This is a genomic window from Caulobacter sp. 602-2 (assembly GCF_011043625.1).
Taxonomy (GTDB): Bacteria; Pseudomonadota; Alphaproteobacteria; order Caulobacterales; family Caulobacteraceae; genus Caulobacter.
Genome location: NZ_JAAKGT010000004.1, coordinates 326,695 through 350,367, shown reverse-complemented (window position 1 = coordinate 350,367; position 23,673 = coordinate 326,695). Strand labels below are relative to the sequence as shown.

22 protein-coding genes and 1 tRNA gene are annotated in these 23,673 nt (G+C 69.1%); 7 read left to right on the top strand and 16 right to left on the bottom strand.

Annotated elements, in window-relative coordinates:
- Positions 1-22 precede the first annotated feature (22 nt).
- Complete coding sequence (locus G5B46_RS11830; RefSeq protein WP_165258885.1) at positions 23-172, bottom strand: hypothetical protein; 150 nt, start codon at positions 170-172, stop codon at positions 23-25.
- A gap of 59 nt (positions 173-231) precedes the next feature.
- Between G5B46_RS11830 and G5B46_RS11825 the strand changes: the two genes are divergently transcribed.
- Both G5B46_RS11825 and G5B46_RS11820 read left to right on the top strand, forming a co-directional pair.
- Positions 232-3,273, top strand: a complete 3,042-nt coding sequence (locus tag G5B46_RS11825; protein WP_165258884.1) for a DUF4982 domain-containing protein — start codon at positions 232-234, stop codon at positions 3,271-3,273.
- 259 nt (positions 3,274-3,532) lie between these two features.
- A complete protein-coding gene (locus G5B46_RS11820) occupies positions 3,533-5,605 on the top strand; it encodes a TonB-dependent receptor (protein ID WP_165258882.1) in 2,073 nt (690 codons plus the stop codon).
- A 126-nt stretch (positions 5,606-5,731) separates the two neighbouring features.
- Here G5B46_RS11820 and pgi read toward each other — a convergent pair whose 3' ends face one another.
- A complete protein-coding gene (gene pgi, locus G5B46_RS11815) occupies positions 5,732-7,351 on the bottom strand; it encodes a glucose-6-phosphate isomerase (protein WP_165258881.1) in 1,620 nt (539 codons plus the stop codon).
- Positions 7,352-7,510: 159 nt separating this feature from the next.
- Here pgi and G5B46_RS11810 point away from each other — a divergent pair, with 159 nt between their 5' ends.
- Positions 7,511-8,002: a hypothetical protein gene (locus G5B46_RS11810; RefSeq protein ID WP_165258880.1), complete on the top strand. Its 492-nt coding sequence runs from the start codon at positions 7,511-7,513 to the stop codon at positions 8,000-8,002.
- A gap of 111 nt (positions 8,003-8,113) precedes the next feature.
- On the opposite strand, the gene G5B46_RS11805 is transcribed toward G5B46_RS11810, so the two are convergent.
- Positions 8,114-8,716: a redoxin domain-containing protein gene (locus tag G5B46_RS11805; RefSeq protein WP_165258878.1), complete on the bottom strand. Its 603-nt coding sequence runs from the start codon at positions 8,714-8,716 to the stop codon at positions 8,114-8,116.
- 238 nt (positions 8,717-8,954) lie between these two features.
- Between G5B46_RS11805 and G5B46_RS11800 the strand changes: the two genes are divergently transcribed.
- Complete coding sequence (locus G5B46_RS11800; protein ID WP_240903453.1) at positions 8,955-9,641, top strand: DUF1353 domain-containing protein; 687 nt, start codon at positions 8,955-8,957, stop codon at positions 9,639-9,641.
- Positions 9,642-9,644: 3 nt separating this feature from the next.
- Here the strand turns inward: G5B46_RS11800 and G5B46_RS11795 are convergent, their stop codons facing one another.
- Together G5B46_RS11795 and G5B46_RS11790 are read right to left on the bottom strand one after the other, a co-directional pair.
- Positions 9,645-10,274: a LysE family translocator gene (locus G5B46_RS11795; RefSeq protein ID WP_165258875.1), complete on the bottom strand. Its 630-nt coding sequence runs from the start codon at positions 10,272-10,274 to the stop codon at positions 9,645-9,647.
- A gap of 73 nt (positions 10,275-10,347) precedes the next feature.
- On the bottom strand, positions 10,348-12,537 hold the full coding sequence (locus G5B46_RS11790) for a thioredoxin family protein (RefSeq protein ID WP_165258874.1): 2,190 nt from the start codon (positions 12,535-12,537) through the stop codon (positions 10,348-10,350).
- A 110-nt stretch (positions 12,538-12,647) separates the two neighbouring features.
- Between G5B46_RS11790 and G5B46_RS11785 the strand changes: the two genes are divergently transcribed.
- Positions 12,648-13,040: an acyl dehydratase gene (locus G5B46_RS11785; RefSeq protein WP_165258872.1), complete on the top strand. Its 393-nt coding sequence runs from the start codon at positions 12,648-12,650 to the stop codon at positions 13,038-13,040.
- Between the two features lie 116 nt (positions 13,041-13,156).
- Here G5B46_RS11785 and ptsN read toward each other — a convergent pair whose 3' ends face one another.
- The 9 genes from ptsN to G5B46_RS11740 all read right to left on the bottom strand — a co-directional run bounded on the left by ptsN (position 13,157) and on the right by G5B46_RS11740 (position 19,627).
- The gene (ptsN, locus tag G5B46_RS11780; protein WP_165258971.1) at positions 13,157-13,624 is read right to left on the bottom strand and encodes a PTS IIA-like nitrogen regulatory protein PtsN; all 468 of its coding nucleotides are present in this window, start codon (positions 13,622-13,624) and stop codon (positions 13,157-13,159) included.
- A gap of 85 nt (positions 13,625-13,709) precedes the next feature.
- The gene (raiA, locus tag G5B46_RS11775; protein WP_165258871.1) at positions 13,710-14,339 is read right to left on the bottom strand and encodes a ribosome-associated translation inhibitor RaiA; all 630 of its coding nucleotides are present in this window, start codon (positions 14,337-14,339) and stop codon (positions 13,710-13,712) included.
- Between the two features lie 52 nt (positions 14,340-14,391).
- Complete coding sequence (locus G5B46_RS11770; RefSeq protein ID WP_165258870.1) at positions 14,392-15,003, bottom strand: exopolysaccharide biosynthesis protein; 612 nt, start codon at positions 15,001-15,003, stop codon at positions 14,392-14,394.
- A 90-nt stretch (positions 15,004-15,093) separates the two neighbouring features.
- Entirely contained in the window at positions 15,094-16,593 is a 1,500-nt protein-coding gene (rpoN, locus tag G5B46_RS11765) for an RNA polymerase factor sigma-54 (protein ID WP_165258868.1), read from the bottom strand.
- A 194-nt stretch (positions 16,594-16,787) separates the two neighbouring features.
- Complete coding sequence (gene lptB, locus G5B46_RS11760; protein WP_165258867.1) at positions 16,788-17,549, bottom strand: LPS export ABC transporter ATP-binding protein; 762 nt, start codon at positions 17,547-17,549, stop codon at positions 16,788-16,790.
- A gap of 8 nt (positions 17,550-17,557) precedes the next feature.
- Positions 17,558-18,088 carry an LptA/OstA family protein gene (locus G5B46_RS11755; protein WP_240903439.1) on the bottom strand — a complete coding sequence of 177 codons (531 nt, stop codon included), beginning with the start codon at positions 18,086-18,088 and terminating at the stop codon, positions 17,558-17,560.
- A gap of 42 nt (positions 18,089-18,130) precedes the next feature.
- The gene (gene lptC, locus G5B46_RS11750; protein WP_346764907.1) at positions 18,131-18,760 is read right to left on the bottom strand and encodes an LPS export ABC transporter periplasmic protein LptC; all 630 of its coding nucleotides are present in this window, start codon (positions 18,758-18,760) and stop codon (positions 18,131-18,133) included.
- A 12-nt stretch (positions 18,761-18,772) separates the two neighbouring features.
- Complete coding sequence (locus G5B46_RS11745; RefSeq protein ID WP_101720588.1) at positions 18,773-19,390, bottom strand: ribonuclease D; 618 nt, start codon at positions 19,388-19,390, stop codon at positions 18,773-18,775.
- Positions 19,391-19,540: 150 nt separating this feature from the next.
- Positions 19,541-19,627 (bottom strand) — tRNA-Leu (locus tag G5B46_RS11740).
- Between the two features lie 142 nt (positions 19,628-19,769).
- Here G5B46_RS11740 and G5B46_RS11735 point away from each other — a divergent pair.
- A complete protein-coding gene (locus G5B46_RS11735) occupies positions 19,770-20,741 on the top strand; it encodes a complex I NDUFA9 subunit family protein (protein WP_165258863.1) in 972 nt (323 codons plus the stop codon).
- A gap of 87 nt (positions 20,742-20,828) precedes the next feature.
- Here G5B46_RS11735 and G5B46_RS11730 read toward each other — a convergent pair whose 3' ends face one another.
- Positions 20,829-21,167, bottom strand: coding sequence for a hypothetical protein (locus tag G5B46_RS11730; protein ID WP_165258861.1), 339 nt, complete (start codon positions 21,165-21,167; stop codon positions 20,829-20,831).
- The gene (locus G5B46_RS11725) at positions 21,167-21,967 is read right to left on the bottom strand and encodes an undecaprenyl-diphosphate phosphatase (protein WP_165258860.1); all 801 of its coding nucleotides are present in this window, start codon (positions 21,965-21,967) and stop codon (positions 21,167-21,169) included. Before G5B46_RS11725 ends, G5B46_RS11730 begins: the two co-directional genes overlap by 1 nt.
- Positions 21,968-22,212: 245 nt before the next feature.
- Between G5B46_RS11725 and G5B46_RS11720 the strand changes: the two genes are divergently transcribed.
- A complete protein-coding gene (locus G5B46_RS11720; protein WP_165258858.1) occupies positions 22,213-23,661 on the top strand; it encodes an NAD(P)-dependent oxidoreductase in 1,449 nt (482 codons plus the stop codon).
- Positions 23,662-23,673: the final 12 nt, after the last annotated feature.

Genomic DNA, 23,673 nt, shown 5'->3' with positions numbered 1-23,673 from the left:
GCTCTGGCTGGGTCGCTCGGCTTTAGAGCGTGCGGACCCGGCCGATCCCGCGAGGCGAGGTCGGATGGTGGTGGTGGCCGTGGTGGTGCGGCGTGCGGGTCATCGCGGCGGCGTATAGCGCAGGCGCGGCGGTGACGCCACCCACAACGCGCATCGACTTGACAGCACGCATCGGTCAAGCCACATCTCCGCCCAACGATAAATTGGCCTGACCAATATAGGGAGAGGTCCATGCGACGCCCGCTGACCCGTTCGCTGACGCTTTTGGGGGCCGCCAGCCTGCTGGCCCTGGCCGCCGGCCCGTCCCTGGCGGGCGAGACCCCGTTCAACGACGGCTGGCGCATGGCCACCGGCGAACTATTGGGCGCCGAAGCCGCCGCCTTCGACGACGCCGCCTGGAAGCCGGTCACCCTGCCCCGCGCCTTCAACGAGGACGAGGCGTTCTCGCGCGACATCCACGAGCACTCGACCGGGATCACCTGGTACCGCAAGCGCTTCGTGCTGCCGGCGGATCAAGGCCCGGCGGTGGGCGGCCGCGCCATTCTCGACTTCGAGGGCGTGCGCCAGGCCGGCGACGTCTATGTCAACGGCGTGCGGGCCGGCGGCCACGAGAACGGCGCCACGGCCTTCGGGGTGGATGCGACCAAGCTTTTGAAGCCCGCCCCGTTCGTCAACGTCATCGCCGTGCGGGTCGACAACGACTGGAAGTACAAGGAGCGCGCCACCGGCAGCGGCTTCCAGTGGAACAACAACAACTTCAATGTGAACTACGGCGGGATCCACCGCGCGGTGCGGCTGCACCTGACCGGCGACCTGCACCAGACCCTGCCGCTCTACACCAGCCTGGGCACCACCGGCGTCTATGTCTGGGCCGACCAGTTCGACATCAAGGGCCGCAAGGCCACGATCCACGCCGAGAGCCAGGTGAGGAACGATGGGGCGAGGCCCCGCACCTTCGCCTACCGGGTCACGCTGAAGGACGTCGACGGCAAGCCGGCCGGCCAATTCACCGCCCCGGCCGTGACCATCGCGCCGGGCGAAACCAAGACGGTGTCGGCCAGCCAGCGGCTGTCTGACCTGCACTTCTGGAGCTGGGGCTACGGCTATCTCTATGCGGTGACCACCGAGCTGGTGGAGGATGGCAAGGTCGTCGACAGCGCCCTGACCCGCACCGGCTTCCGCAAGACCGAGTTCAAGAACGGGACCATCTTCCTGAACGACCGCGCCATCCAGGTGCACGGCTACGCCCAGCGCACCAGCAACGAATGGCCGGCGCTCGGGACCAACATCCCGCCGTGGATCAGCGACTTCTCCAACGGCCTGATGGTCGAGAGCGGCGGCAACCTGGTGCGCTGGATGCACATCGCTCCGGCCCGCCAGGACGTGGAGAGTTCCGATCGCGTGGGCCTGATGCAGGCCATGCCAGCCGGCGACGCCGAAAGCGACGTTTCCGGGCGCCGCTGGGACCAGCGGGTCGAGGCCATGGCCGACGCCATCGTCGCCTTCCGCAACAATCCGTCGATCATCTTCTACGAGGGCGGCAACGAGAACATCAGCGAGGACCACATGGCCCAGCTGAAGGCGGTGCGCGACCAGCTGGACCCGCACGGCGGCCGCGCCATCGGCTCGCGCGAGATGCTCGACAGCAAGGTCGCCGAGTACGGCGGCGAGATGCTCTACATCAACAAGAGCGCCGGCAAGCCGATGTGGGCCATGGAGTATTCGCGCGACGAGTCCGCGCGGAAGTTCCAGGACGCCTTCACCCCGCCGTTCCACGCCGACAGCCCCGACTACAACCGCAACCAGGACAGCATGGTCGCCGAGACCGTGCGCCGCTGGTTCGACTATTGGCGCGAGCGCCCTGGCGGCGGCGATCGGGTCAGCGCCGGCGGGGTCAACATCATCTTCTCCGACAGCAACACCCACTTCCGCGGCGACAACAACTATCGCCGCAGCGGCGAGGTGGACGCCATGCGCATCAGGAAGGAGGGCTTCTTCGCCCACCAGGTGATGTGGGACGGCTGGGTCGACGTCGAAAAGCCGCGCGCCCACATCGTCGGCCACTGGAACTATGCGCCGGGCGTGGTGAAGGACGTACAGGTGGTCTCCAGCGCCGACAGCGTCGAGCTGGTGCTGAACGGCAGGTCGCTGGGCAAGGGCGCGAAGTCGGACGGCTTCCTGTTCACCTTCAAGGGCGTGGCCTACGCCCCCGGGACGCTGGTCGCCATCGCCCGCGACGCCAAGGGCAAGGAAACGGCCCGCGACGAGCGGGTCACCACCGGTCCGGCGGTCGCCCTTCGCCTGACCCCGCGCACCGGTCCGGGCGGCTGGAAGGCCGACGCGGCCGACATCGCCCTCGTGGACGTCGAAGCCGTCGACGCACAGGGCCGGCGCGTGCCGACGGCGCTGGACACGGTCAGCTTCGACGTGGCCGGGCCGGCCGAATGGCGCGGCGGCATCGCCCAGGGCGACTCCAGGAGCAGCGCCAAGCCGACCGACACGCCGGTCTCGGCCTCGGGCGAGCCGGTGACCAAGGGCCCGGCCGGCGTCGACGCGGTGACCCAGTACGCCGGCTCCAACCGCAAGGACGACAACTACATCCTGGCCAAGGCCCTGCCGGTGGAGGGCGGGATCAACCGCGTTGCCCTGCGCTCGACCCTGGCGGCCGGTCAGGTGATCGTCACCGCCAAGGCCGAGGGCCTGAAGCCCGCCACGCTGACCCTGGACGCCGTGGCCGCTCCCGGCGAGGCGCCGCTCCTGCCCGTCAGCCTGGCGCGCGGCCCCACGCCCTCGACCCCGGCCTTCAAGGTCCGTCGCGACACGCTCAAGGCCGTGGAGATCACCGCGGGCTCGAACGCCGACAAGGCCGGCGCCACCGTCGACGACGACGAGGCCACCCACTGGGCCAGCGACGGCAAGCTGGAGAACGCCTGGATCGAGTACCGCCTGGCCAAGGCCCAGACGGTCGACGAGGTCACGCTGAAACTGATCGGCTGGCGTCTGCGCTCCTATCCGCTGCGCATCACCCTGGACGGCAAGGTGGTCTACGAGGGCGAGGCCCCCAAGAGCCTGGGCTACGTGACCCTGCCGCTGAAGGCCGCCAAGGGCTCGCGCCTGCGCATCGCCCTGACCGGCGCCACCGCCGACCGCGACGGCTTCGGCAAGATCGTCGAGATCACCGGCGCCAAGGCCGGCTTCGACACCGGCGCCGAGAAGGTCAAGGCCGGCGGCGCGCTGGGGATCATCGAGGCGGAGCTCTATCGCAAGCGGTAGGGCTAGCATCTCGGCGGAAAGATGCTCCCCCTCTGGGGGAGCTGTCGCGAAGCGACTGAGGGGGTAGATCCGCCTACGCCGCGCTATCCCCCTCCGGCCCTCTGCCCCCCCAGAGGGGGAGGATCTATCGGCGAGAACGAAGAAGCTCAATCTGAACTTCCAGTAATGATTTCGGATATTTAATCCACATTTCCTGCGTTTAATTTGAGGTCGCGGGCGACCACCGGCAAGACCTTCCCCGGGATTGAGGGGAAAGTTCATGTCCAAGTCCGTGTTGTTCGCCACCGCCGCCTTCGTGTTGCTCGCCGCCGGCGCGGCCCAGGCCGCCGACAGCGCGCAAGCCGCCCAGACGCCGGTTCCGACCGGCCCGACCAGCGAAGCGCCGCTGGACGACGCGACCCAGAAGGGCGTGCTGATCTTCGTGCCGGACTTCTTCGCCAGCCTGCGCCCCAACACCGCGCTGGACATGGTCAACCGCCTGCCCGGCTTCGTGCTCAACGACGGCGCCGGCACGCGCGGCTTCGAGGGCGCGGTCGGCAACGTGCTGGTCAACAACAACCGCCCCGCCTCCAAGGCCGAGACCGGCTCCAACGTCCTGCAGCGCACGCCGGCCAGCCAGGTCGAGCGCATCGAGCTTATCCGCGGCGGCGCGCCCGGCATCGATATGCAGGGCTATGGCGTGGTGGCCAACGTGATACTCAAGAAGGGCGCGACCCGCCAGTCGATCCTGACCCTCAACAGCCAGATCTTCGACGGCGGCCACGACGTGTGGGGCGGCTCCTACCAGTTCACCGCCCGCGACGGCGACAAGAGCTGGGGCGTCACCCTGTCGGACGGCACCAGCAGCAGCGACTCCAACGGCGCGGGCCGCTCGGTGCGCCGCGACGGCAGCGGCGCAGTGCTGCGCGACGAGGCCTTCCTGAACGACGGCTACGGCGGCGGTCGCTCGATCCGCGGCAACTACGCCGGCCCGCTGGCCGGCGGCAAGATCGACGCCACCGCCCGCTACGGCGTCAACGACTGGCAGGACTGGCAGGAACTGACCTCGCCGACCTCCAAGCGCCGCACCGCCTATGAGGAAGACACCCGCTCGGGGGAGCTCGGCCTGACCTACAGCCGCCCCCTGGCCCCGCGCTGGAACCTCGAAACCCGGGTGATGCACGAGTTCGAGAAGTTCGACAGCGAGGCCACCAGCGACGCCACGCTCAGCGGCGCGGTCAGCCCGCAGGAACTGTTCGGCGCCGAGGGCGACTCCTCGGAGTCCATCCTGCGCGCCACCGTCCGCCACGAGCGCCGGCCCGGCCTGACCTTCGAGTTCGGCGGCGAGGTCGCCTACAACATGCTCGACGTGAAGCAGGCCTATTCGGTGGGCGGCGCGGCGGTCCCCCTGCCCTCGGCCTCGGTCAAGGTCGAGGAGACGCGCGGCGAGGCGTTCCTGAAGACCACCTGGCGGGTGAACCCCAAGCTGACCCTGGAGGGCGGCCTGCGGCTGGAGACCTCGACGATCAGCCAGGCCGGCGACGCCGACCAGGAGAAGAGCTTCTTCTACGCCAAGCCCCGCTTCCAGGCGACCTGGACGCCCAAGGCCGACCACCAGCTGCGCTTCCGCTTCGAGCGCGAACTGGGCCAGCTGGACTTCGGCGACTTCGCCGCCTCGGCCGAGTTCGGCGACGGCACGGTCTATGGCGGCAATGTCGACCTGGAGCCCGAGCAGCGCTGGATCTCGGAACTGACCTACGAGCGCCGCTTCTGGGGCGAGGGCGTGGTGTCGATCGGCTGGCGCCACGACGAGATCATCGGCGTCATCGACCGCCTGCCCCTGCCTGGCGGCCTGTCGGCGACCGGCAACATCGGCGACGGCACGCTCGACAAGCTGTCTCTCAACATCGTCGTGCCCACCGACAAGCTGGGCGTGAAGGGCGGCCGCCTGACCTTCAAGAACGACTGGAACGAGACCCACGTCACCGACCCGACCGACCACAAGGACCGTCCGATCTCGCAGGTGCGCCCGACCCAGGCCAACATCGGCTTCCAGCAGGACCTGATGCGCGGCCAGGTGCAGTGGGGGATCAACTGGCTGCCGCTGCTGGGCCAGGGCACCTACGACCCCGACCAGACCAACAAGTGGCGCGGCGCGGCCTATTACGAGGCCTTCGCCGAGTACAAGCCGACCAACACCCTGGCCATCCGCGCCCAGCTGAACGTCTGGGACGACTTCGTCGTCACCCGCACAGTCTATGCCGACCGCGTCACCCGTCCGGTACGCTACCAGGAAGTCCGCGACATCGATCCCAGGACCTTCGTCAGCCTGAGGGTGCGCAAGACGTTCTAAGGCCGCTGCGCGGCCCCCTCCGGCCCTTCGGGCCACCTCCCCCAGAGGGGGAGGATCTACCGCCGCAGATGCTCCCCCTCTGGGGGAGCTGTCGCGGAGCGACTGAGGGGGGCCGCCGGCAGGCGGCTACTTCTTCAACCGCTCGATCAGCGCGGCCGTCGACGGATCATGCTGGCCGACCGCGCCGGCTTCCAGTTCCGGCAGGATGCGGTTCGCCATCACCTTGCCCAGCTCCACGCCCCACTGGTCGAAGCTGTTGATCCCCCAGATCACGCCTTCGACGAAGGTCTTGTGCTCGTAGAGGGCGATTAGGGCCCCGAAGGTCTGGGGCGTCAGGCGGTCGAGCAGCACCAGCGTCGAGGGGCGGTTGCCGGCGAAGGTGCGCTGCGGGGCAAGCGTGGCGATCTCGGCTTCCGACACGCCCTTGGCCTGCAGCTCGGCGACCACATCCTCGGTGGTGCGGCCCACCATGAAGGCTTCGGCCTGGGCCAGGAGGTTCGACAGCAGCTTCTCGTGCATGCCGGCGGGGCCTTCATCCGACTTGGCCAGGCCGATCAGCTCCATCGGCGTGATGTCGCTGCCCTGGTGCATGCACTGGAAGTAGGCGTGCTGGACGTTGGTGCCCTCGTCGCCGAACACGACGGTGGCGGTGCCGCGCTGGGCGGGCTTGCCGTCCGGACCGACCGACTTGCCGTTGCTCTCCATCTCCAGCTGCTGGAGGAACGAGGCCAGGCGGCGCAGGCGGTGCGAGTACGGAACGACCGAGCGGGCGCGGCGGTCCAGGCCGTTGCGGTTGAAGATCTGGGCCAGGGCCACCAGCACCGGAGCGTTCTTCTCCAGCGGCGCGCTGGCGAAGTGGGCGTCCATCTCGGCCGCGCCGTCGAGGAAGCCCTGGAACACGTCCCAGCCGGCGGCGACGGCCACCGACAGGCTGACCGCCGACCACAGCGAGTAACGGCCGCCGACCCAGTCCCAGAAGCCGAACACCCGCTCGTCGGCCACCCCGAAGGCCGAGGTCTTGTCGAGCGCGGTCGACACGGCGGCCAGGTGGGCGTTGGCCCCCTCTTCACCGAGCGCCGCGACCAGCCAGGCGCGGGCGGCGGCGGCGTTGGACATGGTCTCCTGGGTGGTGAAGGTCTTGGAGACCACCACCACCAGGGTCTCTTCCGGATCGAGATCGGCCGTGGTCAGCAGGAACTCGGCGCCGTCGACATTGGCCACGAAGCGCAGGTCGATTTCGGGCTTCACCGGACGCAGGGCGTCCCACAGCAGGCGGGGACCAAGATCGCTGCCGCCGATGCCGATGTGCAGGATCGCCTTGAAGGGCTTGCCCGTGGCGCCCTTGATCTCGCCCGAGCGGACGGCGTCGGCGAAGGCCTTCATCCGGCTGCGGACGGCCTCCACATCGGCCATCACCGGAACGCCTTGGGCCTTGATGTCGGCGTTGCTTTTGGCGCGCAGCGCCACGTGCAGCACGGCGCGGCCTTCGGAGCTGTTGATCGCCTCGCCGCCCAGCATGCGGGCGCGGGCGGCCTCGACGCCGGCGGCGTGGGCCAGATCGAGCGCGGCCTCCAGGCCGGCCTCGTCCCAGGCCTGCTTGGAAAGGTCCAGATGCAGGCCGGCGACGTCGAGCGTCAGGGTTTCCAGGCGCTGGGGCTCGGTGTCGAAGAACTCGACGATGCGCTTCTCCCCGGCGGCCTTGGCGGCGGTTTCCAGGCGGGTCCAGGCGGCGTCGAGATCGGACACTAGCGTCTCCATGTCTTGTTTGGCGCGTGGCGGCCGCCGAAACCGGCGTCCACTTTCGACTGCCACGCTTGTAGTAAAACGGCGTTTACGGCCCCGGGATTACCAAAGGTCAGTCTCGGCGTCATGAATACCAATGACGTTTTTCGCGAGGAGTTTGCGATGTCCTGCGACGCGGTCGCCTTTTCCGCCATGCTGTGGCTGGCCTCGACCGGTTCGGCGGCGCCGGTGAACCAGGCCCCCGCGGTCGTGCAGCCCGGCCATGCCCCGCCGTCGGTGGCCGGCGAGCCGCTGTTCATCGACATCGTCAAGCGCGCCGGCGCCCTGAAGACCCGCGTCGAGGGCTATCGCGAGGCCCTGCCCAAGGATCCCGCCGCCCCGGCCGTGGCCCTGCCGGGCTTTACCGCCTTCAAGGCCGAGATCGAGGCGCTGTCGGCGCTGGACATGAAGGGCCACGTCACCCTCAAGGAGCGCGGCGCGGTCGACGACCTGAAATGCATCCTGCGCGGCATCAGCCAGGACCTGCCCGAGAAGCTGACGGCCATGGCCGACGCCAAGACCGTCAAGACCCAGGACCAGGCCCTGCGCGACATGGTCTATCTGCTGAACGACAACGTCGAGGTGATCACGGCCCCGCCGCAGCCGGCGGCGTAGTGCGTCCTTCGAGGCTCGCCGGCGGCTCGCACCTCAGGATGAGGGTCTCACTGCACTGAATTCTTCATCCTGAGGCGCCCGCGCAGCGGGCCTCGAAGGACGCAAGGCGCCTCAAGCGTCCTTATACTTCACCGCGCAGCCGTAGGGCTGGCTGGCCGGCACGGCGACCTTGCGGCCGGCCTTGAGATCCGACAGCGCGGCGGCGACGTAGTTCTTGGCCGTGGCGATGTCCTCGGGCTTGCTGGACGGCTTGTCGTCGATGGCGCCCTGGTAGACCAGCTGGCCGGCTGGATCGATGACGTACATGTGCGGGGTGGTCTTGGCCTTGTAGGCGGTGGCCACCACGCCCTCGGGGTCGAGCAGCAGGGTGGTCGGCTTGGCGCCCTTGGCGGTCATCCAGGTCTTGGCCTGGGCGCCGTCGGCGAAGTAGCCCTGCTTGCCGGGGGCCGACGAGGCGACGCTGAGCCAGACCACGCCGTCGGCCGTGGCGGCCTGCTGCAGGCCCTGCATGTTGCCCGAGTAGTGCTTCTTCACATAGGGGCAGCCCTCGTTGACCCATTCGAGCACGACGGTCTTGCCCTTGAACTCGGCCAGCGAGCGGGTCTTGCCGTCGATGTCCCTGGCGGTGAAGGCGGGCGCGGGCGCGGCGAGCGCCAGGCTGGGAGCAAGCACGACCAGCGGGGCGCTGGCGACGATCAGGCGACGGGTGATCATGGGAACCTCCGGAAGCGGGATGGCCGGTGTTGCGAGATGCTCTCACGGATCGCCCTGCGGTGGAACAGCGCAGCGGACGCGCAATCCTTTGTCTTACGACCGCAAGCTTGGCCTTGAAGGCTTGATCCGCCGCATTTCGGCCGCCAGAAGACGGCATCGCTTCGCCGCTTTCCTCCCGCCCCGCACGATCATGACGCTCGCCTCCAAGCTTTCGCTCGCCGCCGCCCTCGCCCTGGGCATGTTCCTGGCCGCGTGCACGACGACCAAGGAGACGACCGTCTTCGTGCCGGTGGTCGCCCCGACCCCGCCCAGCTCGCTGACGCCGCAGCCGGTGATGCTGTTCAACCAGTCCAAGGAGGGCCGCAAGCTCTTCACCCTGGAGGCGGAGTTCCCCTACTGCGACGTCGAGACGGGCAAGGTGATCGTCGTGCCGCGCTGGTACGTCACCGACTTCGCCAGCGTGCCGTGGTACGGCCAGGGCTTCATCGACCCGCAGGGCCCGACGGCGCGCGCCGCCATCGTCCACGACTGGCTCTATGCGGTGGGCGAGCCGGGCAAGCGGGCCGAGGCCGACGCCATCTTCCTGCGCGCCATGCTGCGCTACGGGGTCAAGCCGTTCCAGGCCAACCTGGCCTACCAGGCGGTGAAGACCGGCGGCGAGAAGGGCTACGGCCTGCCGGGCGACTGGCGGTTCATCGATCCGCGCCGCCAGGCCGTCAACCAGCCCCCGCCCTTCGCCAAGCCCAGGACCGGCGCGATCAAGGTCATGCCGCGCTGCCAGGGCTTCGAGGCCCTGATCCAGACCGGCTGGCGGGCCTATCCCCTGCCCAAGCCGGTCGTCGCCGCCCCGCCGCCGGTAACCACCACCCGCACGCCGATGGACGGCGTGAAGGAACGCCTGCCCTGGGGCGGCAAGAAGAAGTAGGGCTCAGGCCTTCTCGGCCGCCAGCCGCAGGCCCAGGCCGACGAACAGCACGCCCATGGCCCGCTGCAGCCACAGCGCCACCCCGGCGTTGCGGCGCAGGCCCGCCGTCAGCCGCGCGGCCAGCACGACCAGGACGAGGTTGATGAGGATCGCCAGCACGTTGCTGGTCACGCCCAGCAGGATCAGCTGCGCGGTCGGATGGCCGGCGGCCGGCTCGATGAACTGCGGCAGCAGGGCGACGTAGAACACCGCCACCTTGGGATTGAGCACGTCGCTCCAGAACCCTTGCCAGAAAACGGCCCGCAGGCTGCGCCCGCGCAGCTCGCCGCCGGCCAGCTCGCTCGTCGCCGTCCGGCTGAACAGGGCGCGCACGCCGAGATAGACGAGATAGGCGGCGCCGGCCCATTTGACGACCAGGAACGCCGTGGCCGACGCCAACAGCAGCGCCGACAGTCCCGCCACCGCCGCGGCCAGGTGCACATAGGCGCCGGCGTTGATCCCCAGCGCGGCCATGACGCCCGCGCGCCGCCCCTGGGCAAGGGTGCGGGTCAGCATGTAGGCCATGTCGGGTCCGGGCACGAGCACCAGGACGATGCTGGCGGCCACGAACAGCAGGTAGGCGTGCGGGCTCATGCCCTCACGATCGCCTACCCGTCTCGCATTGCAATCGAAGATCGCACGGCGCCGCCGGGCGAGCGTCGACTGCTCAGCCCTTGGCCGCCTTTTCCACCGCCTCGATCACCAGGCCCTCGGTCAGAAGCTGGGGCAGGATCACCGGCGCGCCGGCGCCCTTGGGATAGACGAGATACAGCGGCACGCCCGCGCGGCCGTGCTCGGCCAGAGCCGCGGCGATGGTCGCGTCGCGCTTGGTCCAGTCGGCCTTCAGCAGCACGGCGTTCTGGGCCTTGAAGGCGTCGGCCAGGCGCGGGCCGGCCAGGGCGGTCTTCTCGTTGACCTTGCAGGTCACGCACCAGTCGGCGGTGAAGTCGACCATCACCACCTTGCCTTCGGCCTGCAGCGCGGCGACGCGCTCGGGGCTCCAGGGCTCGGCGGCGAGGCCAGGTCCCGCGACCTCGGCCGCCTGCGGACCGGCGGCCGGAACGGGCGCCTTCAAGGCGCCGACCGTCAGGGCGACGCCGCCGGCGAGACCCGCAAGCGCGAAGCCGAAGGCGACCAGCGGGGCCTTGCCGGCGAACCTGCGGGCCTCGCCCAGGCCATAGGCCCAGGCGGCGAAGGCGACCAGCACGGCGGCCGCCAGCAGCAGGGCCAGGGCGACGCCGCCGGCCTGCTGGCTGAACACCCAGACCAGCCACGCGGCCGCGCCGTACATCGGAAAGGCCAGGGCGTGCTTGAGCACGTCCATCCAGGCGCCAGGCCTGGGCAGCTTCTTCAGCAGGCCCGGCGCGAAGGCCAGGATCACGAAGGGCGCGGCGAAGCCGATCGCCAGGGCCAGGAACACCAGGAGGGCGAAGGCCGGCGGCTGGGTCAGGGCGAAGCCGAGGGCGCCGGCCATGAACGGCGCCGTGCAGGGGGCGGCGACGATCACCGCCAGGGCGCCGGTCAGGAAGGCCCCAGCCAGGCCCGAGCCGGCTGAGACGCCGCCGGCCGCGCCCTGGACGGCCGCGCCGACCTCGAACACGCCCGACAGGTTCAGCGCCACCAGCAGCATCAGCAGCGACAGCACGGCGACCACCGCCGGCGACTGCAGCTGAAAGCCCCAGCCCACGGCCTCGCCGCCGGCGCGCACCGCGATCAGCAGGCCGGCCAGGGCCAGGAACGTGGCCACGACGCCGAAGAGGAACGCCAGGCCCTGGGCGCGGGTCTTGCCGGCGTCATGGGCGTGGGCGGCGAGGCTGGCGGCCTTCATCGACAGCACCGGGAAGACGCACGGCATCAGGTTGAGGATCAGACCGCCGAGAAAGGCGAACAGCAGGGCGACCGGCAGGCCGCCGACGCCCGAAGCATCGGCCGCCGCGCCGCCGGAGGCCTGCGAGCCGCCGGTCGAACCGGCGCCGGCCGCGGGAAGCGAGCCTAGCCCTACAGAGCCTGCTGGCCTCTCGCCCGGCGTGGCGGTGATCTCGTAGGAGCCGCCCTTGAGGGCCAGCACGCCCGACAGCTCGGTCGGCGCCTCCGTCGCCTCGGGGCCGAAATCGAAGCCGGCGGTCAGCGACAGGGTCAGGCCTTCGGGTCCGCGCTCGATCGCCTGGGGCGCGGCGTGGTCGATGGCCTTGCCCGAATAGGGGAAGAAATAGGCCTCGGCGAAATCGGCGTCCTTGAGGGCCGCGCCGGTCACCGACAGCTTCAGGGTCTCGCCGTCCTTCTTCCAGGTGGCCTTCAGGCCGGCGGGCTTGGGGGCGGCGGCCAGCACCTTGCCGACCGTCTCGCCCCACTTGGGGTCGGGCTTGGCCGGGCCGGCGACGACCGGCAGCGACAGGGTCACCACCGCGTCCTCGGGCACGCAGATCTCTTCGCAGACCAGGAACGCGGCGGCCGCCTGCAGGGTCACGGTCTGGCCCGGCTTGGCCGAGGCCGGCACGGTGATCGGCACGGGCAGCAGCACCTCGCCGCTGTAGGCGTAGTCCTGCAGCGGCCCCACCCGCACGCGCTCGGGCGTCGGCCAGACGATGTCGCCGGCGGTCCAGCCCGCGGGCAGGGTCCAGACGATCTTGGTGGCGTCGCCGGCGTCGCCGGGATTGCGCCAGTAGGTGTGCCAGTGGGGCTGGATCTTCTGGCGCAGGGCCACGAACACCGTCGAGCCGGGCACGGCGGCGGCTTCCTGCGAAACCAGCTCGACCTCGATGTGGCCGGTCTTGACCACCTCGGCGCCCGCGGGGAGCGCGGCGGCGAGAAGGGCCAGCGGGGCCAGGACGGCGGCGAACAACCTGCGCAACAGCATCGGCGACCTTGCAAAGAAACTTCGCGATGACACATGGCCCGTGCGCGCGCTCTCGACAACCTTCAAGGCGCCGTGGTCAGGTCGTCACCTGCTTCGACAGGAGAGCACGCGTGCCCGCATCGTTCGACGAGATCCAGATCGGCCAGGTGGTGACGCTGGGTGCGACGGTGGTGGACGAGAAGGCGCTGGACGTCTTCATCGCCGCCTTCCAGCCCGGCTGGGACCCGTCGCTGGGCGCGCCGGACGCCATGGTCTTCGCGATCTGGACCCGCCTGGACGCCGAGGCCAGCGCCGACTGGCCGCAGACCAAGCGGGTGGGCGTCGACGCCCTGCGCTGGCTGCGTAACCCGCCGGCCGGCGAACTGCTGCGCGGGCGCATGACGGTGATGGGCAAGGATCCGGTCGGCGAGGGCAAGGGCATCGTCATCGCCCAGCAGGACCTGCTCGACGAAGCCGGGCGCCTGGTCTTCTCGTGCCTGACGCGGAGCATCTTCGCGAGATAGCGCGGGGCCTCCTCGCCACCCCTGATCTTGTCATCCCGGCCGCAGCGAAGCGGAGCGCCGGGATGACACGCGTTTTGAAGCGCTTTTGATTTTCGACCGAAGGGCCGGAGGGGGCCTTAAGCCGCCGTCGGGGTCGCGGTCTCGCGGGCCAGCAGCACGTGCACGGCGTCGGCCGAGCGGGCCTGGCGCAGCTGCTCGCGCAGTTCGGGCTGGCGCAGCATGCGCGAGACGCGGGCCAGCGCCCGCAGGTGCTGGGTATTGGCCTCGGGCGGGGCGAACAGGGCCAGGAACAGGTCGACCGGCTTGTCGTCCAGCGCGTCAAAGGCCACGGGGGTCTCCAGGCGCACGAAGACGGCGCGCACCCGATCCAGGCCCGGCACGCGGGCGTGCGGCAGGGCCACGCCCTGGCCGACGCCGGTCGAACCGGCCGCCTCACGCTCGATCAGCCCATCGAGGGCGATGTCGGAATCGATGCCGAGCACGCGGCCGGCGAAGTCGGCGATGACGCCGAGAACCTGGCGCTTGTCCTTGGCGCTGACGCGCAGCGTCACCGCCCCGTGGTCCAGAAGATCGCCGATAGTCATGGACTTCAACTAGCTCGCTCTATACCGGCCGCCGAAAGCTCGGCCGCCGCGGTCCCGAAACGCGCCGGGACCGCTTAGGCTCCAGCTAGCTCAAGGTCGAGCCGTTTCCGTTCAGCGACTTGGTGCGCTCGGGGTCGATCCAGCCGATATTTCCGTCCGGCCGGCGGTAGACCACCGACAATCCGCCGTGGGCGGCGTTCCTAAACACGATTGCCTGGGACTCGGTCAAGTCCAGTTCCATGACAGCCATGGAAACGGTCATCGTCTTCAGCGAGGCCTGGGTTTCGGCGATCACCATGGCCGACGGGGCGCCGGCGGGGTGGTTCTCCTCGATCGACCAGTCCTCGTCCTCGTGGTCGTCCTCGGGCGCGCGCAGCACGTAGAAGGCGGCGTTCTCGGCCTGCTTAGCGGTCGCCGCCTCGGTATGGCTCTTCAGGCGTCGCTTGTAGCGCCTTATGCGCGTCTCGATCTTGGCCAGGGCCTGGTCGAACGCCATGTGGGCGTCGCCGCCGGAGCCGTGGCTCAGAAGCTGCTGGCCCGAAGCCAGCTTTACCGAACAATCGACACGGAAGGCGTAGCCCTCCTTGCTGATCACGACGTCGGCGTCACCGCCTCGGTCGAAATACTTGCCGATGCTCAGGGCGATTTCGTCGGCGACTCGCGCTCGCAGAGCCTCACCAACGTCGACATGCTTGCCGGAGATTTGGACTTGCATGCCCTATCAACGCGCCGGTCTGGGGGCGGTGTCAAGCGGGAGCAAAAGGGCCTCAGAAGAGTCCCGAAAAGACCCCGATCAGCCTCTTGACGGCGGCGGTCACGACACCGGCGCTGAGGAACAGCAGCGCGGCGCTGGCGGTCGCCATCAGGTAGCCGAGCAGGGCCAGCAGGCCGTCGCGCTGCAGCAGGGCCAGGGCCAGAACCGCCACGGTCGCGCCAGGGGCCAGATTCCCAAGGGGAATCGGCAGCACCAGCACCAGCGCCAGCAGGGTGCAGACCACGCCGATGAAGCGCTCGCCGCCGGCCGCGAACAGAAAGCCCAGCCTTGGCCGCGTCACCACTTCCAGGCGGCGCAGAACCGGCGTGATGCGCCGGAAAAGCCCCCTTAGGTCGTCGCGCTTAAGGGGTTTTTCCAGCACGCCGCGCGGCAGCCACGGCGCATTGGCGCCCCAGGCGATCTGCGGCGCCAGCAGCAGAATCGGCAGCGACAGGAGCGTCGACGAGCCCGGCGGCAGCGGCAGGCAGTTGAGCAGGCCGAACACCAGGAGCGTGGCGCCGAAGGCGCGGCTATCGAAGGCGTCCAGCATCTGGCGGACGGTCAGCACCGGGCGCGGGTCCTCGCCGAACCCCTCGATCACGTCTGACAGCTTCTCGTCGCTCATTCCCGGCCCTGTTTCGACAGGGAGGTATAACGCAGGACGAGACGAATCCGCTTGCGCGAAAACGTCGCTGTTCGACGGTGCGCGCGCCGCCTAGGCGGTTTCCTTGATCAGGCGGCGGCGCTCGACCGACGAGGGGATGCGCATGGCCTCGCGGTACTTGGCGACCGTGCGACGGGCGATGTCGACGCCCGCGGCCTTGAGGATCTCGACGATGCGGTCGTCGGAATGGACGTCGCCTTCGGTCTTCTCGGCGTCGACCAGGCCCTTGATCTTGTGGCGCACGCTGGCGGCCGAGTGGGCCTCGCCGCCCTCCGACGACTGGATGGCCGAGGTGAAGAAGAACTTCAGCTCGAACACCCCGCGCGGGGTGGACACGTACTTGTTGGAGGTGACCCGGCTGACCGTGCTCTCGTGCATGCCGATCGCGTCGGCGACGGTCTTCAGGTTCAGCGGCCGCAGGTGCTCGACGCCATAGGCCAGGAAGCCGTCCTGCTGGCGCACGATCTCGCTGGCCACCTTGAGGATGGTCTTGGCGCGCTGGTCGAGGCTTTTGACCAGCCAGTTGGCGCTGGCGAAGCTGTCGGAGACGAAGGTCTTTTCCTGGTCGCTGCGCGCGCCCTTGGAGACGCGGGCGTGATAGCGCTGATCGACCAGCACGCGCGGCAGGGTGTCGGTGTTCAGCTCGACATGCCACATGCCTCCCAGGCCCTCGCGGACATGGACGTCCGGCACCAGGGTCTGGGGCGGATCGCTGTGGAAGGCCGCGCCCGGACGGGGCGTCAGGCCGCGGACCTCGGCGATCATCTCGCGCAGGTCCTCGTCGTCGACGCCGCAGATCTTGCGCAGGGCGGCAAGGTCGCGGCGCGCCAGCAGGTCGAGATTGTCGAGCAGGGCGGCGATGGCCGGATCGTAGCGGTTGGCGTCGCGCAGCTGCAGTTCCAGGCACTCGCGCACGTCGCGGGCGGCCACGCCGCAGGGCTCGAAGCCCTGGACGACCTTGAGCACGGCCTCGACGCGGTCGAACCCGCAGCCCAGGCGCTCGGCGATCTCCCAGAGATCGGCGCGCAGATAGCCGGCGGCGTCGACGGCGTCGATCAGGATGGCGGCGATGGCCTCGTCGGCGGACGACAGGCCGGCCAGCAGCAGTTGGCCGTTCAGGTGCTCGGCCAGGGTCTCGGGACGGTTCAGGGCCCCTTCGAAATTGTCGTCGCCCTCGAAGCTGCCGCCGCCGCCGGCGCGCGACCAGTCGATCTGGCCGCCAGCGTGCTCGGCGCTAAAGCCTTCGCCGTCGCCGGTGGCGCGCTCGCCGGGCGAGACGTCGTCGCCGGGCGCATCCATCTCGCGATTGGCCGAGGCGTCCGAGACGCTCTCCATGCCCAGGTTCTCGACGGCGCGGTCGGGCTCGCCGTCGCGCTCGACCTCGCGGTCGCTGTCGTCGCGCTGCAGCAGCGGATTACGTTCAAGCTCGGCCTCGACGAAGGCTTCCAGCTCGATGTTCGACAGCTGCAGAAGCTTGATCGCCTGCTGCAGTTGCGGAGTGATGACAAGGCCCTGGCCCTGCCGGATATCGAGTCTGGGGCTGAGCGCCAACGCGCCCTCCTGGCAAATCGAACGGAAGTTACGATCGCCATTGAAAGGCCGGTCTGGTTAACGGGGCGCGAACGCCTGCAAATATCGGGCCGGTGCGACCATCCGTCCGCGAAAAAAGAAAAAGGCCTTGCTGGGCAAGGCCTTTCTCGAGGTCGGCGTGCGCCTGGACGGCGCCGCAATCCTGTCCGAACCGTTTAAGACCGGTCGGCGAAGCTGTCGCCCAGGTAAACCCGGCGCACTTCGGGGTTGTCGACGATCTCCTTGGGAGAGCCTTCGAACAGCACCTCGCCGGCGGCGATGATCGAGGCCCGGTCCACCATGTCCAGCGTCTCGCGGACGTTGTGGTCGGTGATCAGGATGCCGATGCCGCGGTTCTTGAGGTAGTTCACGACCTCGCGGATGTCGGAGATCGCCAGCGGGTCGATGCCGGCGAACGGCTCGTCCAGCAGCATGAACGACGGCTCGCTGGCCAGGGCGCGGGCGATTTCGACGCGGCGACGCTCGCCGCCCGACAGGGCCACGGCCGGCGACTTGCGGATGTGGGTGATCCGCAGCTCCTCGAGGATGTTGGTCACCGTCTCGCGGGCCACGCGCTGGTTCTTCTGGCGCATCTCGACCACGGCCATGACGTTCTGCTCGACCGTCATGCCGCGGAAGATCGAGGCTTCCTGCGGCAGGTAGCCGACGCCGAGGCGGGCGCGCTGGAACATCGGCTGGGCCGTGATGTCCTCGCCGTCGAGATAGATCGCGCCGTAGTCGGCGGCGATCAGGCCGGTGACCATGTAGAAGGTCGTGGTCTTGCCCGCGCCGTTGGGGCCCAGCAGGCCGACCACCTCGCCGCGCTTGAGGCGCAGCGAGACGTTCTTGACCACCGGCCGGTCGCCGAAGGTCTTGCCGACGCCGTCGACATAGAGACCGTCCTCGGTCGCGCCGCCGCCCAGAGTGTTGAACTGCATCAGGGCTCTCAGGGCTTGGGCTTGTTGGCGTCGTCCGAGGTGCTCGGATAGACCACGGCGCGCACGCGGTTCTTCTTGCCCGCGCCCTTGGTGGTGGATTCCATCCGCACGTCGTTGGTCTTGGTGTTGACCACCATGCGATCGCCGCGGGCCACGTCCTGGCCCTGGATGGCGATGACGTTGCCGGTCACCACGATGGTGTTGGAGGCGTAGTCGTAGGTCGCCCGGTCGCCGCGCACGGTCTGCTTGGGCGTGACGTAGAACACCTCGCCCTCGGCCTCGACCCGGTCGACGTTGCCGCAGCCGCTGCCGTCGCCGGTCTTGGCCTTCTTCTGATTGTAGAGGGTCATCTTGGCGGCGCGCAGGCGCGAGGTCTCCTGCAGCACCTCGACGGCGCCGCGGAAGATCGTCTTGCACTGGCTGGAGATGGTCTCCTGCTCGTCGGCCGAGATGTCGACCGGGGCGCTGGAGCTGTTCTGCGCCAGGGCCGGAGCGGCCGTCAGGCCGCCCAGGAGGCTCGCGGCGATAGCGACCGCCATTGCTCGTTTCATCGACCTCGCCCTCATCTGTCGCATCGTCCTCTAGTTCCCGTCGCCGTCGACGCGGTCCAGGCGCGTTTTCACGCCGCCCCGGAAAACGATGCGGTCGCCCTTGTCATATACGGAATAAGCGTTGGATTTCACCTGTCCTGTGGGGCCTTCGCCCTGCAGCAGGGTTTCACCGGTGATCACGCCGGTCTTGGTGTCGACGAAAGCCTCGTCCGACGCGAAGCGATAGCCGCCGCCGTCGTCCATGCGCACGTCGCCGCGCAGCACGAGCTTGAGGTTGTCCTCGCGATAGACGCCGTTCTTGGCGGTGACCCGCGTGGGCTTGGGCTCGTCGGTGCCCAGGGTCAGGGTCGGATCGTCCAGCAGCACGCGCTTGAGGTCGGCGTCGTCGCGGACCGCCGAACGGGCGGTGATCAGGAAGGCGCGGCCTTCGCTCGACTGGCCGTAGAAGCGCGGATTGAGCATGCGGATCTGGGCCTGGGGCCGTTCGGGACCACGCTCGGCGGCGGTCACGGTGCGCCAGATCACCTGGCCGGTCGCGGCGCCCAGCAGGCCGACGATGGCCACCGGCAGCAGCAGGCGCGCGCTGCGGACCACGCGCGAACGACGGCGCCAGCGCCGCAGATCGCGCTTGAAGCCGCCCCTCATCGCCACGTCCGCCACCGATCTTCTCCCTTAAGCGTGCGCGAAGATGTCGACGTCTTCCCAGCCGGCCAGGTCGAGCGCGGCGCGGTGGGGCAGATAGTCGAAGGCGGCCTGGGCCAGGGCCATGCGGCCCTCGCGCACCAGCATGGCGTTCAAACGCTCGCGCAGGCCATGCAGATGCAGCACGTCCGAGGCGGCGTAGGCCACCTGCTCGGGGCTCAGCGAATCAGCGCCCCAGTCCGAGCTCTGCTGGGCCTTGGACAGCTCCACGCCCATCAGTTCGCGCGTCACGTCCTTGAGGCCGTGGCGGTCGGTATAGGTGCGGGCGAGCTTGGAGGCGATCTTCGTGCAGTACACGGGGGCCGTCATGACGCCCAGATGCAGCAGGAACATGGCGATGTCGAAGCGGCCGAAGTGGAAAAGCTTCAGCACGGCCGGATCGGCCAGCAGCTTCTTCAGGTTCGGCGCGTGATAGGTCGAGCGGTCCAGGCGAACCACGTGGGCGTCGCCGTCGCCGGACGACAGCTGCACGACGCACAGCGGATCGCGCCCGAGGCGCAGGCCCATGGTTTCCGAATCGATGGCGATCGCGGTCGCCCCGGCGAACACGCCGTCGGGCAGATCGCCTTCATGAACAAAGCTGGCCAAGTGTCTCTCGTCTCCACGCGTCGGCGTCGTCGCGACCGGCGCCGCTCCGACGTCTTATAGTGGAGCGTCGGCGATGCACGCCAGATGAACGGAGTATCTATTGTAAGGAAAGCTTGGCGCCACCCGCTCTTCGCATGCTTGCGAGAGGGGTGGTGCCCAGGAGAGGACTCGAACCTCCACGACCTTTCGGTCACTGGCACCTGAAGCCAGCGCGTCTACCAATTCCGCCACCTGGGCCCGCGGCGCAACCCGTTGGGCCGCTGCGAGGGCCGGACGTTTATGCAATGGTTCCGGCGGCGTCAATCGCATTTCTCACTTTTCTTGCGAACATCCCCAGGCTCGTCTAATCCCCCCTTCATCGCAGCGACGAGGAATGAAGATGCAGGGTCTGGTCACGGTGTTCGGCGGCTCGGGCTTCGTAGGAAGCCAGGTGGTGCGCGCCCTCGCCAAGTCGGGCTATCGCGTGCGCGTGGCCGTGCGTCAGCCCAATCTCGCCTATCGCATGCGCATGCTGGGCGATGTCGGCCAGATCGAAGTGATCCAGGCCAACGTCCGCAACGCCGCCTCGGTGGCCCGCGCGCTCGAAGGCGCCGAAGCGGCCGTCAACCTGGTGGGCGTGCTGTGGGAAAGCGGCCGCCAGCAATTCCAGAGCCTGCACGCCATGGGCGCCAAGACCGTGGCCGAACAGGCGACCGCCGCCGGCGTGAAGCGCCTGGTGCAGGTCTCGGCCATCGGCGCCGACGCCGATTCGGCCGCCAAGTACGCCCGCACCAAGGCCGAGGGCGAAGCGGCCGTCCGCGCCGCCTTCCCGACCGCCACCATCGTGCGCCCGTCGGTCGTGTTCGGCCAGGAAGACAAGTTCTTCAACAAGTTCGGCCAGCTGGCCGCCAGCGCCCCGGCCCTGCCGCTGGTCGGCGGCGGCGCCACCAAGTTCCAGCCGGTGTTCGTCGGCGACGTCGCCGCGGCGATCGCCAAGATCATCGCGACCCCGGGCGCTGAGGGCCAGACCTTCGAACTGGGCGGCCCGGCCGTCTACACGTTCAAGGAACTGCTCGAGCTCGTCCTGACCGAGACCGGCCGCGCCCGCGTCCTGGCGCCCCTGCCCTGGCCGATCGCCGGCCTGGTGGGCAAGCTGGGCGACATCCAGGCCTCGATCCTGCCGCTGGCCCCGCCGCTGACCACCGACCAGGTCGCCCTGCTGAAGGCCGGCGACAACGTCGTCGCGCCGGGCGCCAAGGGCCTGGCCGACCTCGGCATCGTCCCGACCGCCGTCGAGGCCGTCGTGCCGTCCTACCTCTACCGCTACCGCAAGGGCGGCCAGTACGCCCCGACCCCGGCCGGCGCCTTCTAGGCGTCCAGCCAGGACCGAAACGACAAACCCCGCGCCGGTCGCCCGGCGCGGGGTTTTTCTTTCTCGGGCCGGCTTCTGGCCGGGCCGTCAGGCCATCGACGGCCGGGTCACGGTCAGCAGCGCCACGAAGTCGGGATCGACGACCACCGCCTCCTCGTCGGCCAGCTGGTACTCGCCAGGCTCGCCCACCTCGACGGCCTCCAGCATCGGGGCCATGACGAAGGCCTCATCCAGGCCCGGCGCGTCGATGACGATGCCGTCCTCGGGATCGCACGACACCACCCGGCCGAACACCTGGCGACGCCCCAGCAGCCTCTGCTCGCCGTCGAGATAGGTCAGCCCGACCAGCAGGGTCGAGCCGACCAGGTCGCCGGCCAGCTCCTCATCCCAGTCGCCGCCGCCGGAGCTTTCGAAAAGGCCGGCCATCAGCGCGGGATGTACAGCAGCGCCAGGCCGACGACGCCGACGGCGATCCGCCAGTAGGCGAAGGGCGCAAAGCCGTGGCGGGTGATGAAGTTCAGCACCGTCTTGACCACGAACACGCCCGAGATCAGCGCGGCGACGAAGCCCAGGCCGATCATGCCCATGTCCTTGGTGCTGAGCTGGTCGATGTTCTTGTAGAGGTCGTAGGCGAAGGCGCCGGCCATGGTCGGCATCGCCAGGAAGAAGCTGAACTCGGCGGCCGAGCGCTTGTCGCACTTCAGCAGCAGGGCGCCGGCGATGGTCGCCCCAGAGCGCGAGACGCCGGGCACCAGGGCCAGGCACTGGAAGAGGCCGATGATGAAGGCGGTCTTCAGCGGATAGTCGGCCACGTCGGTGTGCTTGGGCTCGAACTTCATGCGGTCCAGGCCCAGCAGGATGAAGCCGCCGATGATCAGTGTCGTGCACACCAGGGCCGGGCTCTCGTAGAGCACGGTCTTGATGAAGTCGTGGGCCAGGACGCCGACGAACACCGCCGGCAGGAAGGCCAGCAGGATGCCGATGACGAACCGGCGCGAGCCCGGATTGGTCGGCAGGGTGGTCAGAAGCCCCCACAGCCGCCCGAAATAGACGCTGGTGATCGCCAGGATGGCGCCCAGCTGGATCAGCACCTGGAAGGTGTTGCCCGGGCTGTGGAAGCCCAGGAAATGGCCGACCAGCAAGAGGTGCCCGGTCGACGAGACGGGAATGAACTCGGTCAGGCCCTCGATCAGGCCCAACACGATCGCGATCAGCCAATCCGGCATGTCATCCCCTTGTGAAACAAGCGCTTGAGGGTGGAAGCGGGCGTGCGCCCGACACGGTAAAGAAAGGGTTTATCCAAAAAGTGGACCAATTTAGGGCATAACTGCGAGTCGCTCGCAATGACCCTGGCGTCATCGCGGATATATTCGTCCAATATTTTTACCACCGCATTCTTATTGCCCTGAAGAGTCCGTATGAGACCCTCGCAAGCAAATTTTTCCCCGGCAATGGGGGCGAGGGAAGGCGCATGGCCGAGCGCATGTTGAAATTCACGACCGTCGCGCGTCGCACGCCTGAAAAGCGGGCGGCCGAAGAGCGTAACGGCGACTTTCACGAGATCTACGCCGACTTCATCGACGCCAAGGCCAACGAGCAGGCCTCGCGCTGCTCGCAGTGCGGCGTGCCCTACTGCCAAACCCACTGCCCGCTGCACAACAACATCCCCGACTGGCTGCGGATGACCGCCGAAGGCCGGCTGGAGGAAGCCTACGCCCTGTCGCAGGCCACCAACTCGATGCCGGAAGTCTGCGGCCGCATCTGCCCGCAGGACCGTCTCTGCGAAGGCAACTGCGTCATAGAGCAGTCGGGTCACGGCACCGTGACGATCGGCTCGGTCGAACGCTACCTGACCGACAAGGCCTGGGAGATGGGCTGGGTGAAGCCCCTCGTCGCCGCCGCCGATCGCGGCCAGTCGATCGGCGTCGTCGGCGCGGGTCCCGCGGGCCTGGCCGCCGCCGAGAAGCTGCGCGAGCAGGGCTACGCCGTCACCGTCTATGACCGCCACGACCGCGCCGGCGGCCTGCTGATCTACGGCATCCCCGGCTTCAAGCTGGAGAAGGACGTCGTCGAGCGCCGCACCCAGCGCCTGGCCGACGGCGGCGTCGAGTTCAAGCTCGGCTTCGAGGTCGGCAAGGACGCCACCCTGGAAGACCTGCGCGCCAAGCACGACGCGGTGCTGATCGCCGTCGGCGTCTACGCCGCCCGCGACCTGGCCGTGCCCGGCGGCGGCGACAAAGGCGTGGTGCCCGCGCTCGACTACCTGATCGCCTCCAACAAGAAGACCCTCGGCGACGACGTCCCGGCCTATGACAGCGGCGAACTCAATGCCGAGGGCAAGGACGTGGTCGTGGTCGGCGGCGGCGACACCGCCATGGACTGCGTGCGCACGGCCATCCGCCAGGGCGCGACCTCGGTCACCTGCCTCTATCGCCGCGACAAGGCCAACATGCCGGGCTCCCTGCGCGAAGTGGCCAACGCCGAGGAAGAAGGCGTCACCTTCGAATGGCTGGCCGCCCCGCGCGCCCTGTCGGGCGACGCCGAGGCCGTCACCGGCGTGAAGGCCATCCGCATGCGCCTGGGCGCTCCGGACGCCTCGGGCCGCCGCAGCCCCGAAGAGATCCCCGGCGGCGACTTCGACCGTCCGGCCCAGCTGGTGGTCAAGGCGCTGGGCTTCGAGCCCGAGAACCTGCCGCAGGCCTGGTCGGCGCCCGACCTGAAGACCACCCGCTGGGGCACGGTGAAGGCCGACGTCCGCAACCAGATGACCAATCTCGACGGCGTCTTCGCCGCCGGCGACATCGTCCGCGGCGCCTCGCTGGTGGTGTGGGCGATCAAGGACGGCCGCGACGCCGCCGACGCCATCCATCGCTACCTGAAGGCCAAGGCCGGCGCTCCCGCGCTGATCGCGGCGGAATAAGGAAAGAGAGAT